This is a genomic window from Hydrogenophaga soli (genome assembly GCF_054777695.1).
Genome location: NZ_BAAHAK010000002.1, coordinates 53,456 through 64,502, shown reverse-complemented (window position 1 = coordinate 64,502; position 11,047 = coordinate 53,456). Strand labels below are relative to the sequence as shown.

The following is an 11,047-nucleotide window of genomic DNA, read 5'->3' as shown; positions in this document are numbered from 1 at the left end:
CCCCTCGGGGTTCACTTCTTGGCGTTGGTGGGGGCGGGGTTGGTCAACGCCACCAGCTTGGCCTGGGCGTCGGCCACGGACATCTTGTCGTCCTGCCAGAACTCGGTGACCACCGCCTTCAGTGCCGATTGCTGGGCGCTCGACAAGGCCATGCCGTGGGCGATGGACGGCAGCAGCGTGGTGTCCTTGGCGGCGGCCAAGAAGTCCTTGCCCGACGTCTGGGCGCAGCTGTCAAACTTGTCCAGCGGCACCTTGGTGTTGGCCGGGATGGAGCCTTTGCGCAGGTTGAACTGCTCCTGGAACACCGGCTGCATGAGCTGATACGCCAGAAAGCCCTGGGCCTTTTGCGACTCCCACAGCTTGAGCTGGAACATCACCAGCGAGTCCACCACAAACAGGAACGACCCGCCCGTGCCCGGCGACACCGTGCACGAGAACTCAACCCCCGGCTTTTGGTTGGCCACCAAAAATTCACCCTTGGCCCAGTCCCCCATGATCTGGAAGGCCGCCTTGCCCTTGATGACCATGTCGGTGGCCACGTTCCAGTCGCGCCCACTGGCACCGGCGTCGGTGTACGACTTCATGCGGCGGTAGGTTTCCAGCACCTTGCGCATGGGCTCGCTGCCCAGGGCGGCCTTGTCCTGCTGCAACAGCGCCTTGTCGAAAAAGCCCGGGCCGCCCACGGCCATGGCCACGGCTTCGAACACGGTGAAGTCCTGCCAGTCCTGATCGCCGTGCGCCAGCGGCACAAACCCGGCGGCCTTGACCTTGTCGGCGGCGGCAAAAAACTCGTCCAGGGTCTTGGGAGGGGCCGCCACGCCTGCCTTCTTGAGCACCGCGTTGTTGGACCACAGCCAGTTGACGCGGTGGATGTTGATCGGCACCGCCACGTAGTGGCCCTTGTACTTCATCAGGTCAACAATGACCTTGGGCAACTTGTCGTCCCATTTGTCGAACTGGGCCATCACGTCCAGGTCGTTCAACTTGCTTTGCGCAGCCCACTCCTGAATGGCCGGTCCCTTGAGGGTGGCCGCGGCAGGCGGTTTGCCGTCGGCCACGCGCTGCTTGAGCGTGACCATGGCATTGCCACCTGCGCCACCCACCACGACAAAATCCTTCCAGGTGTACCCGCGTTGGGCCAGCAGGGTTTTGAGTTCCTCCACCGACTTGGCTTCGCCACCCGAGGTCCAGAAGTGCAGCACCTCGGCCTCGCCCGCCTTGCTCGCATGCGCCACGGGCGGCATCAAACCCGCCCACAATGCGGCGCAGAGTCCTGAGATCCATTTCTTCGATGTGCTCATCTCGATGATCCTTTAATTTATTAATTATGTAATACATCCCTTCGCCCTGCCTGGCCATGCCCAAATGGCCGCAGCGCAAGGGGCCCATCCGCATGCGGCTCCTGCTCAAATTTCATGGAAAAAAGTGGCTATACCGCTTTCTATGCATGGCTTTATTGCTATGCTTTTTGAAAGCACTGGACCTGCTGTTCCCCCTGCCACCCATGGCCTTTCAGGGCGAAGCGGCCCCCGGCACCCTGGTGGTGCTGGCCGCCGATGGCACGCCCCTGCGCACCTGGCCGGGGGCCGACGGGGCCTTGCGCCAGCCCACCACCCCTGAGACGGTTTCGCCCCTGTACCTGGAGGCACTGCGCCAGTACGAAGACCGCGCCTTTGACTGGCACCCAGGCATCAACCCCCTGGCCCTGCTGAGGGCCGGTTGGCAATGGGTGCGGCATGGGCGAGTGGTGTCGGGCGGCTCCACGCTGACCATGCAGGTGGCCCGCATCCTGGAAATGAACGCCGCCGCGCCCACCGATGCCGACACCCCGCCCCAAGCCCGCCGCAGCCTGCTGACCAAGCTGCGCCAGATGGCCCGCGCCCTGCAGCTGGAATGGCACCTGAGCAAGCGCGACATCCTGGTGCTGTACCTCAACCACGCGCCCATGGGCGGGCAGGTGCAGGGCGTGGAGATGGCCGCCCGGGCCTACCTGGGCAAGTCCGCCGCCAGCCTCAGCCATGCCGAAGCGGCGCTGCTGGTGGCGCTGCCGCAGAACCCCTCGCGCTGGCGGCCCGACCGCGCCCCCACCCTGGCCCAGGCCGCCCGCGACAAGGTGCTGACCCGCATGGCCAACCTGGGCGTGTGGCCCGCCGCCACCGTGGCCGACGCCAAGCTGGAGCGGGTGTTCGCCCCACCCCTGCGCGCCCGCTGGCTGGCCCCGTTGGCCGCCGAACGGTTGCGGCAGACCCAGCTGCAGCGCCTGCGCCAGCACCCCGGCCCCCCCGCCGCCGCCCAGGTGCTGCACAGCACCCTGGACGCCGGGGTGCAGATGCGGCTGGAACAGGTGCTGACCGACCGCCTGCCCAACCTTCCCCCGGCGGTGTCGGTGGCCGCGCTGGTGGTGGACAACGCCAGCCTGTCCATCCGCGGCTACGCGGGCAGCGCCGACTTTGCCGACCCCCAGCGGGCGGCCCACGTGGACATGGTGCGCGGCGTGCGCTCGCCCGGCTCCACGCTCAAGCCCTTTCTGTACGCCATGGCGCTGGACGAGGGCTTGATCCACTCCGAAAGCCTGCTGATCGACGCCCCGCAGAACTTCGGCGGCTACGCGCCGGGCAACTTCCAGGCCGCGTTCAGCGGCCCGGTGAGCGTGAGCGAGGCGCTGCAACGCTCGCTCAACGTGCCCGCGGTGGACCTGCTGGAGCGGCTGGACCCGGCCCGCTTTGCCGCCAGGCTGCGCAACGCGGGGCTGAAGCTGCGCATGCCCCGTGGGGCCACCCCCAACCTCAGCCTGATCCTGGGTGGCGCAGGCACCACGCTGGAAGAACTGGTGGGTGCCTACACCGCACTGGCCCGCGGCGGCGTGGCCGGCCAGCCCCGCCTGCAGCCCGACGAACCCACGGTGGACACCCCGCTGATGAGCGCCGGGGCGGCCTTCATCGTGCGCGAGATCCTGGAAAACGGTGGCCGCCCCGGTGCCCCGTTCCGCGAAGGCACGGGCCGCGTGGCCTGGAAAACCGGCACCAGCTTCGGCTTTCGCGACGCCTGGGCCATTGGCGTGACCAACCGCTACACCCTGGGCGTGTGGGTGGGCCGTCCCGATGGCACGCCCAACCCCGGTTTCTTCGGGGCCAACACCGCCGCCCCCCTGGTCAAGGACCTGCTGACCGCGCTGGACCCCGACGCCAGCGACAGCGCCCACCAGACCGCCCCGGCCCGCCAGCCCCCGCCCGACGTGGTGGCGCAGGACATCTGCTGGCCGCTGGGTCTGGCCGCCACGGCCACGAATGCCACGCACTGCATGCTCCGCCGTCAAGCCTGGACCCTGCAAGGCACCGCCCCGCCCACCCTGCCCGACCGACTCAGCCCCACCGGCCTGCTGGACACCGCCTGGGTGGATCTGCGCGATGCCCGCCACCCCGTGCGGCTGCGCCCCGGCTGTTCACCCGCCGCAGGCCCTGGCCCCCAAGGGCGCACGGGCTCGGCCCGCGTGCAGGCCGTGCCCTATGCCCGCTGGCCCACGCTGCTGCAACCGTGGATCAGCCGCGAACTGCGCAGCGAGGTGGAGCGCCTGCCGCTGGGCCCGGCCTGCCGGGGCGAAGCCCCCTCGCGCAGCCTGCGCATCGTGGGGCTGGACCCCCACAGCACCCTGCACCCGGTTCCCGGCCAGCAGGCGGTGAAGGTGCAGGTGCACGCACTGGGCAGCGCCGAGGCGGTGCATTGGCTGCTGGATGGCACGCTGGTGGGCAGCACCGGCGGCACCGGCAGCAACGACGCCAACGCCCCCCGCAGCCTGAGCCTCAACATCGACCGCCCGGGCCCGCACACCCTGACCGCCATGGACGCCAGCGGGCGCTACGCCCAGGTGGGGTTTGCGTTGCGCTGAGGCTGCACGTCGTCCCAGTGCAAGCCGTGTTTGTGCAGGTACTTGCGCAGGCGGTCGGCATCGTTGACCACCGCACGCTGCGTGCGTGACTGGTGAAACAGCTGCCGCCCCGCGTCGGACAGCGTGCGCGCCCCACGGCACACCCGCAGCACGGCGGCCAGCTGAAGGCGGTCAAACAGGTCCATGGCCTGCACCCGCTCGGCGGGCAGCACGGACCGCAACACATCGTCGTCATCGCCCAAGGCCGCGTGGCCGGGGGCCTCGGTGGGCGTCATCTGCCACAGCCAGCGCAGGCGTTGCAGTTCGGCCTCCACCAGGGGCGTGCCCACCCGCCCGCTTTCGGCCAGGGTGCACAGCCGGGTCACGCTGGCGGCCAGGTCACGGAAATTGCCCCGCCACACCGCCTGGGGCGATTGGGCAAACCGCAGGTACAAGGCCCTGGCCTCGGCGTTGAAACGCACCGACCGCCCCAGCTCCGCGCTGATGCTCGCCACCAGGTGGTCCACGTTGGGTTCGATGTCTTCGGGGCGTTGCGCCAGACCCGGCAGGGTGTAGGTCCACAGGTTGATGCGGGCGTACAGGTCTTCACGAAAACGGCCTTCGCGCACGTCCAGCCGCAGGTCCCGGTTGGTGCCGGCAATGAGTTGGAAGTCGCTGCCCACCTCACGGTCGCTGCCCACGGGGTAGAAACGCTTTTCCTCCACCGCCTTGAGCAGGGTGGCCTGTTCGTCCAGGCCCAGCTCGCCAATCTCGTCCAGGAACAACACCCCGCGGTGCGCCATGCGCAACAGGCCCGCGCGGTCGGCCACCGCCCCCGTGAACGCCCCCTTCTTGTGGCCGAACAGGGTGGACGCAGCCCCGTCCCCGCGCAGCGTGGCGCAGTTGACCTCCACAAAATCACCCTCGACCTGGTGGCGCGATTTCTTCAGCTCGAACATGCGCCGCGCCAGGTGGGACTTGCCCGCGCCGGTTGGCCCGGTCAGGAGGATGGGGGCCTTGGAGTGGAGGGCCACCCGTTCAATCTCTTCAATCAAGGCGTTGAAGGCGGGGTTGCGGGTGGCAATGCCGCTTTTGAGGAAGTTCAGCGCATCGCGCTGCTCCGCGCCAAAACGCTGGGCCAGGGCGTCGTAACGCGACAGGTCCAGGTCAATCAGGGCGAAGGTGCCGGGGTTGTCCGCCTGCTGGCGCTTGGGCGGCGAGGTCTGCACCAGCACGCCCGGAATGCGCCGCGACTCCACCAGCAGGAACAGGCAAATCTGTGCCACATGGGTGCCGGTGGTGATGTGCGTCCAGTACGCCTCGTGCTCGGGCTGGAACGGGTATTGGCGAACCCAGTCGTACAACACGCCGTAGACCTCTTCAAAGTCCCAGGGGTTGTCCATGGGCATGGGCACGAGGTTGACCACGGTCTGCGGCGAACACGCGGCCACGTCCTGGCGCACCAGCTCCGCCAGCGACTGGTGCGCAGGGGGATACAGCAACTCCAGCCGGTCCACCAACACGTCCTCGTGCTGCGTCAACGACACCGTGGGACGCCACTTCTCCCACCGCCCGGCCCCCCGGCCACTGTCGAGCTGGGTGCCGAGGAATCCGATGACCACGGTTTTCATGAAGCTATCCCAATGGATAAAAAACGATCTACAAATATACACGCCAACCAAAATGCAGATTGAGCAGGGAGGTCGCAAGAAGTCAAATTTCCAATGGATTCAATCAATTGCATTCAGCATCCCGCACAAACAAAAACTTGGCACGGGTTTCGCAATGACAGATGACAGACACTCAACAGCCCAGTGAATCTGGCGCTGAGCATCCACAGCCACGCAAAGGAATGTGATGAAAGCAAAGAAGCTGGCCGCACTTGAACGGCGCCAAAACAGGGACACCCCCGCGGTGAATTGCGATTCCGTGGGGCTGATGCCTTCTGTCTACAACGAGGCTCTGCGCCACCTGTTCGACCGCCCTGTGCCTGCACGCGGTGAACAGGAGTGGTACTGGAACATCGATGAACCAGAGTTCACGGCCACACCGCTGCAATGGACCCACATTCAGACGGTGCTGTTCGCTAATGCCGGCTCTGACCTCGCCCCGTACAGCGACGATCAGGTCGGGATGGGTCTGACCCATGTGATGAGCAACAACGCGGGCGACATCCCGCACATGGCCAACGATCCGTCCGTTCCCTTGGCCGACGCCTTGAAGATGATGGAGATGCTGCCCAGCCTGTGGCGCGACTGCCTGGCCCCCCGTTTGGCGGCTGCACCGAGCGCCATCGGCGGTGGAAACAGCCGACTGCACTTTGTCTGCTACATGTGGTTTGACGTCTGGCCCACGTTCTGGAATGCCCAGCACATCCCCGAATGGCGCGACGCGATGTGGCAGGCGTACCGCTCCATGCTGGCCATGCCCTGGCGCGACGCGCAGGTATCGGCGTTGCACGGGATTGGTCACGACGGCAGGCGGCTGAATCGCCCCGAGGAAATACAGACGCACGTGGACGCCTTCATCCGCCACGTGAAAAACGACGACAAACTGAAAACCTACGCACAGGCTGCCGCCCGCGGCATGGTGCAGTGACCCACAACAACGAAAGAACACCATGAACAACACCCAAGAACAAATCGACGTGCCCAACGGCGTGCCCGTGAAAATGTGGACCCACGGCGTGCCTGTGGAAGAAGACGCCAAGAACCAGCTGCGCAACATTGCGCGCCTGCCTATCGTGTTCAAACACGTGGCGGTGATGCCTGACGTGCACCTGGGGATTGGGGCCACCATCGGCTCGGTGGTGCCCACGCTCAAGGCCATCATCCCCGCGGCGGTGGGGGTGGACCTGGGGTGCGGAATGATGGCGTGCAAGACCACGCTGACCGCCAGCGACCTGCCCGACAACCTGGCGGGCGTGCGCGCCGCCATCGAACGCGCCGTGCCCGTGGGCCTGACGCCCAAGCGCATGGGCCGCGACAAAGGCAGCTGGGACACCCCGCCCGCCGAAACCGACCGCGCATGGGCCACGTTGGTGGACGAGTTCGAGGAAATCTGCGAGGCCCACCCCCGCATCAAAAACACCAACAACCACAAGCACCTGGGAACGCTGGGTACCGGCAACCACTTCATTGAAATCTGCCTGGACGAACACCAGGCCGTGTGGGTGATGCTGCACTCCGGCTCACGCGGGGTGGGGAATGCCATTGGCACCCACTTCATCGAGCTGGCCAAGAAGGACGCCGAACTGCACCAACGCAACCTGCCCGACAAGGACCTGGCCTACTTTGAAGAAGGGGCGCGTTACTTTGGCGACTACGTCAAGGCCGTGGGCTGGGCGCAGAAATTTGCCGCCGCCAACCGCGAGGTGATGATGAGCCGCGTGATTGCCGCGCTGCGCCAGGCCATCCCCAAGCCGTTCGAAACGCATGTGGAAGCGGTGAACTGCCACCACAACTACGTGCAGCGCGAAACGCACTTTGGGCAAGAGGTGTTCGTGACCCGCAAGGGCGCGGTGAGTGCCGAACAGGGCAAGCTGGGCATCATCCCCGGGAGCATGGGGGCCAAGAGCTACATCGTGCGCGGAAAAGGCAACCCCGACAGCTTCAACAGCTGCAGCCACGGTGCGGGCCGCACCATGAGCCGCACCAAGGCCAAGAAGCTGTTCACGGTGGACGATCAAATCAAGGCCACCGAGGGCGTGGAGTGCCGAAAGGACGCCGACGTGATCGACGAAATTCCCATGGCCTACAAGGACATCGACGCCGTGATGGCCGCACAACAAGACTTGGTGGACGTGGTGTACACGCTCAAGCAGGTGGTGTGTGTGAAGGGGTAGGAATACTACAAAAACAATAGCTGCTTGCGCTGATTGAAAAAGCGCAAGAGGTCATTTTCATGAAAAACAATCAAACCAAAACACTGCACCCCACGCACCCGGTGGAGGCCGGAGCACCCATTCACATCGACGGCTCCCAAGGCGAAGGCGGGGGCCAGATCCTTCGGGCCAGCCTGTCACTGTCGATGGTCACCGGCCAGCCGGTGGTCATAGAACACATTCGCGCCAAGCGGCCCAAGCCCGGCTTGATGCGCCAGCACCTGACCTGCGTGCTGGCGGCCCAGGCCATCTGTGCGGCGCGGGTCCAGGGGGCTGAGCTGGGCTCGCAAACCCTGGTGTTCGAACCCGGCCCCACGCGGGCAGGCAGCCATTCGTTTGCCGTGGGCTCGGCCGGCAGTTGCCTGCTGGTGCTGCAAACCGTGCTGCCCGCGCTGATGCTGGCCGACGCCCCCAGCCGCGTCACGCTGTCTGGCGGCACCCACAACCCGTTGGCGCCCAACTTCCACTTCATCGAACGGGCGTTTGTCCCGCTGCTGGCGCGCATGGGGGTGAAGGTCGATCTCACGCTGCAGCGCCACGGCTTCTACCCCGCAGGGGGCGGCGAGATGCAGGCCGACATCACGCCTGCGCCGCATGGCCTGCAAACCTTCAACCTGCTGGAGCCCGGCCCGCTGCGCCACGGCCACGCCGAAGCCCTGGTGGCGGGCTTGCCCCGCCGCATTGCCGAACGCGAGTTGGCCGCGCTGGCCGCCGCGCTGCAATGGCCAGAGGAAGACCTGCGCATCCCCGTCCTTCGCCAGAACGAAGGGCCGGGCAATGCCCTGCTGCTGACCCTGGCGCACGAACACGTGACCGAGGTGTTTGCCAGCTTTGGCGAAAAGTCCGTCAGCTCGGAACAGGTGGCTGCCCGGGTGTTGCGGCAGGCCGAGGCCTACCGCCACAGCGGTGCCGCCGTCGGACCGCACCTGGCCGACCAACTGGCCCTGCCCTTGGCCCTGGCGGTGTGGCAACGCGGACAAGCCGCCGCCTACACCTGCAGCAAGGTGAGTGAACACACCCGCACCCACCTGGAGGTGATTGAGCGTTTCCTGCCCGTGCAGGCCACCGTCACCCGCGTTGACTCGCACCGCTGGCTGGTGCAACTCGCGCCGCGGTGAGCGCTTGCCCCCTCGGGGGCTCAGGGCATCACGATGCTGTTTTTTCAAGGATGGAGGGCCGCTGCGCCGCTGCATCCCAATCCGGCCCGTTGAACCATTCGCCCCCGGCCAGGCAGTCGCGCAGCATGGGCAGGCTGTCCAGGCCCCAGAACAGGCGACCCTCCACCACAAACGACGGCACACCAAACGCCCCGGCGGCCAAGGCCTCGTCGCCGTTGGCGCGCAGGCGGGCCTTGATGGCGTCGCTGTCCGGGTCGGCCAGGCTGCGTTCGCGCAGGTTCATGTGCTCGGCCAGCACCTCGCGCAGTGCGGCCAGGCGAGTGGGGTCGGCGGCATCCTGCCCGCCTTCCCACACGTGGCGCAGCACCTGCTCGGCCACGTAGCGGTTGACGGCCCCGGGCTCGCTGCCCAGCTCACCCTCGGGGATGGCGGTGGCCAGTGCCAGGCGCAGCAGCGGCAGCGGGTTGAAGGGGTGCACCGCGGGCATGGCCAGCGGCACGCCCAGGTGGTGCCCCAGCCACGACACCTGGCGGTAGGTCCAGTCGCGTTTGGCGGGGATTTCCGCCGGGCCCAACGAGCCGCGCGCACGCAGCAGCGGCCCCAGGAACACGGGCTTGTACAGCACCCGGTGGCTCAGGCCCATCAGCGCCTCGGGCAGCTTCTGGAACGCCAGCCACGAGAACGGGGAGATGGGGTCGAAGTAGAAGTGGATGGTCTTCATGCGGTGGCCTCCTGGTCGCGGTGGCGCTGCTCCAGCTCGGCCCACAGGTGCAGCTTGTCGGCGTCGGTGGCCTTGGACCACCCGGCGATTTCGGGCACGGTGCGCAGGCAGCCGGCGCACAGCGGCAGGTCGTGGACGAAGGTGGGCTCCATGCGGCACACGCCCACACAGGGCGAGGGCACGTTGGGTGCGGGTTTGTCGGCGGTCCACTCGCGCTGGCGGTTGCGCTCGGTGGCCTGGGCCAGGGTCAGGAAGGGGGAGGTGCTCATGCCGCGGCCACCTCCACCACGTCGGCCACGGGGGCGCCGGTCCAGTCCACCAGGTCTTGCGGGCTCAGGCGGAACACGCCGTGCGGGTGTCCGGCGGCGGCCCACACCTCGGCAAAGCGGAACAGCTCGCGGTCGATCAGCGTGACCGGCGGTTGGGCATGCGCCAGCGGCGACACACCGCCGATGGAAAAGCCGGTGGACTGTTTCACAAAGTCGGCATCGGCGCGGCCCAGCTTCTGCCCGGCCTCGCACACCAGGGCCTGCACGCGGGCCTCGTCCACGCGGCGGTCGCCCGAGGTGATGACCAGCACGGCCATACCGTCGGGCTTGCGGCGGAAGATGATGCTTTTGGCAATCTGCCCCAGTTGCACACCCAGCGCATCGGCGGCCTGCTGGGCGGTGCGGGCGGCGTCGGACAGCATCACCGGCGTTTGCGGGTGGCCCAGGCGTTGCAATTCAGCGGCCACGCGCTGCACGCCCTCGGGCAGGGTTTGAAGTTCAGATCCACACATGCTCAAGCTCCTCGCCGCACCCACATCAAACTGGCCCCCATGGCCATCAACACGCCCCCGAACACGCGGTTTTGCGTGCGCTGTGCCTTCGCACCCCGCAGCAGCCGCGCCAGCCGCGCCCCGGTGTAGGCGTAGCCGTGCATGACCACCACGTCGGTGAACACCGTGGTGGCCAGCAACACCGCCAGTTGCGGCAGCAGGGGCCGCTGGGGCGAGATGAACTGGGGCAACACGGCCACCATGAACACGATGCCCTTGGGGTTGGTCAGGTTGGTGAACAGCCCGGTGAGGAAGCGCTGGCGGGGGCTGGTCAAGCCATCCCGCTCAGCAGGGGTGGCGGCGGCACCGTCCAGCACCCCATGCCCCTCCTGCACGGGGGCACGCCATTGCTGCCAGCCCAGCCACAGCAGGTAGGCCGCACCCAGCGTCTTGACCACCATGAAGGCGGTGGCCGACGCCATCAGCAGCGAGCCCACCCCCACCCCGGCCACCAGGGTGATGCCCACCAGCCCCAGCTGCAAACCGGCAATGGTGACGCTGGCCCCGCGCACGCCGTAGCGCAGGCCATGCCCCACCGACAACACCGCGCCCGAGCCGGGCGACAGTGCAATCAGCCATGCGGCTGCGAAATAAGTCCACCAGGTCGAAACGTCCATGCTCTGTCACTTTCATTGAGTTG

At 67.1% G+C, this 11,047-nt stretch carries 10 protein-coding genes; 4 read left to right on the top strand and 6 right to left on the bottom strand.

From position 1 onward, the window contains the following. Positions 1-11: 11 nt before the first annotated feature. Positions 12-1,301, bottom strand: a complete 1,290-nt coding sequence (locus ACYVB7_RS03440) for an ABC transporter substrate-binding protein (protein WP_460505171.1) — start codon at positions 1,299-1,301, stop codon at positions 12-14. Positions 1,302-1,447: 146 nt separating this feature from the next. Here ACYVB7_RS03440 and pbpC point away from each other — a divergent pair, with 146 nt between their 5' ends. Then, a complete protein-coding gene (gene pbpC / locus ACYVB7_RS03435) occupies positions 1,448-3,886 on the top strand; it encodes a penicillin-binding protein 1C (protein ID WP_460505170.1) in 2,439 nt (812 codons plus the stop codon). Here the strand turns inward: pbpC and rtcR are convergent. Then, complete coding sequence (gene rtcR / locus ACYVB7_RS03430; RefSeq protein WP_460505169.1) at positions 3,856-5,496, bottom strand: sigma 54-dependent transcriptional regulator; 1,641 nt, start codon at positions 5,494-5,496, stop codon at positions 3,856-3,858. The two genes, pbpC and rtcR, sit on opposite strands and share 31 nt — an antisense overlap. Positions 5,497-5,722: 226 nt before the next feature. Here rtcR and ACYVB7_RS03425 point away from each other — a divergent pair, with 226 nt between their 5' ends. Genes ACYVB7_RS03425 through rtcA form a run of 3 tightly spaced genes read left to right on the top strand, consistent with a single transcriptional unit; the run spans position 5,723 to position 8,866 of the window. Further along, a complete protein-coding gene (locus tag ACYVB7_RS03425; protein ID WP_460505168.1) occupies positions 5,723-6,463 on the top strand; it encodes a hypothetical protein in 741 nt (246 codons plus the stop codon). A gap of 22 nt (positions 6,464-6,485) precedes the next feature. Beyond that, positions 6,486-7,709, top strand: a complete 1,224-nt coding sequence (locus tag ACYVB7_RS03420) for an RtcB family protein (RefSeq protein WP_460505167.1) — start codon at positions 6,486-6,488, stop codon at positions 7,707-7,709. Positions 7,710-7,768: 59 nt separating this feature from the next. Further along, positions 7,769-8,866, top strand: a complete 1,098-nt coding sequence (gene rtcA, locus ACYVB7_RS03415) for an RNA 3'-terminal phosphate cyclase (RefSeq protein ID WP_460505166.1) — start codon at positions 7,769-7,771, stop codon at positions 8,864-8,866. A 28-nt stretch (positions 8,867-8,894) separates the two neighbouring features. Here the strand turns inward: rtcA and ACYVB7_RS03410 are convergent, their stop codons facing one another. The 4 genes from ACYVB7_RS03410 to ACYVB7_RS03395 are packed head-to-tail and all read right to left on the bottom strand — an operon-like array spanning position 8,895 to position 11,024. Then, positions 8,895-9,587: a 2-hydroxychromene-2-carboxylate isomerase gene (locus tag ACYVB7_RS03410; protein ID WP_460505165.1), complete on the bottom strand. Its 693-nt coding sequence runs from the start codon at positions 9,585-9,587 to the stop codon at positions 8,895-8,897. Further along, a complete protein-coding gene (locus ACYVB7_RS03405; RefSeq protein ID WP_460505164.1) occupies positions 9,584-9,856 on the bottom strand; it encodes a DUF1289 domain-containing protein in 273 nt (90 codons plus the stop codon). The genes ACYVB7_RS03410 and ACYVB7_RS03405 overlap by 4 nt, the downstream gene beginning before the upstream one ends. Further along, positions 9,853-10,368 carry a YbaK/EbsC family protein gene (locus ACYVB7_RS03400; protein ID WP_460505163.1) on the bottom strand — a complete coding sequence of 172 codons (516 nt, stop codon included), beginning with the start codon at positions 10,366-10,368 and terminating at the stop codon, positions 9,853-9,855. Before ACYVB7_RS03400 ends, ACYVB7_RS03405 begins: the two co-directional genes overlap by 4 nt. A gap of 2 nt (positions 10,369-10,370) precedes the next feature. Then, positions 10,371-11,024: a LysE family translocator gene (locus ACYVB7_RS03395; protein WP_460505162.1), complete on the bottom strand. Its 654-nt coding sequence runs from the start codon at positions 11,022-11,024 to the stop codon at positions 10,371-10,373. Between the last annotated feature and the right edge of the window lie 23 nt (positions 11,025-11,047).

What these genes read in the sequence shown, in the direction of transcription:
- ACYVB7_RS03440 (WP_460505171.1), bottom strand. Translation starts at nt 1,301, where the DNA reads ATGAGCACATCGAAGAAATGGATCTCAGGACTCTGCGCCGCATTGTGG.
- pbpC (WP_460505170.1), top strand. Translation starts at nt 1,448, where the DNA reads ATGGCTTTATTGCTATGCTTTTTGAAAGCACTGGACCTGCTGTTCCCC.
- rtcR (WP_460505169.1), bottom strand. Translation starts at nt 5,496, where the DNA reads ATGAAAACCGTGGTCATCGGATTCCTCGGCACCCAGCTCGACAGTGGC.
- ACYVB7_RS03425 (WP_460505168.1), top strand. Translation starts at nt 5,723, where the DNA reads ATGAAAGCAAAGAAGCTGGCCGCACTTGAACGGCGCCAAAACAGGGAC.
- ACYVB7_RS03420 (WP_460505167.1), top strand. Translation starts at nt 6,486, where the DNA reads ATGAACAACACCCAAGAACAAATCGACGTGCCCAACGGCGTGCCCGTG.
- rtcA (WP_460505166.1), top strand. Translation starts at nt 7,769, where the DNA reads ATGAAAAACAATCAAACCAAAACACTGCACCCCACGCACCCGGTGGAG.
- ACYVB7_RS03410 (WP_460505165.1), bottom strand. Translation starts at nt 9,587, where the DNA reads ATGAAGACCATCCACTTCTACTTCGACCCCATCTCCCCGTTCTCGTGG.
- ACYVB7_RS03405 (WP_460505164.1), bottom strand. Translation starts at nt 9,856, where the DNA reads ATGAGCACCTCCCCCTTCCTGACCCTGGCCCAGGCCACCGAGCGCAAC.
- ACYVB7_RS03400 (WP_460505163.1), bottom strand. Translation starts at nt 10,368, where the DNA reads ATGTGTGGATCTGAACTTCAAACCCTGCCCGAGGGCGTGCAGCGCGTG.
- ACYVB7_RS03395 (WP_460505162.1), bottom strand. Translation starts at nt 11,024, where the DNA reads ATGGACGTTTCGACCTGGTGGACTTATTTCGCAGCCGCATGGCTGATT.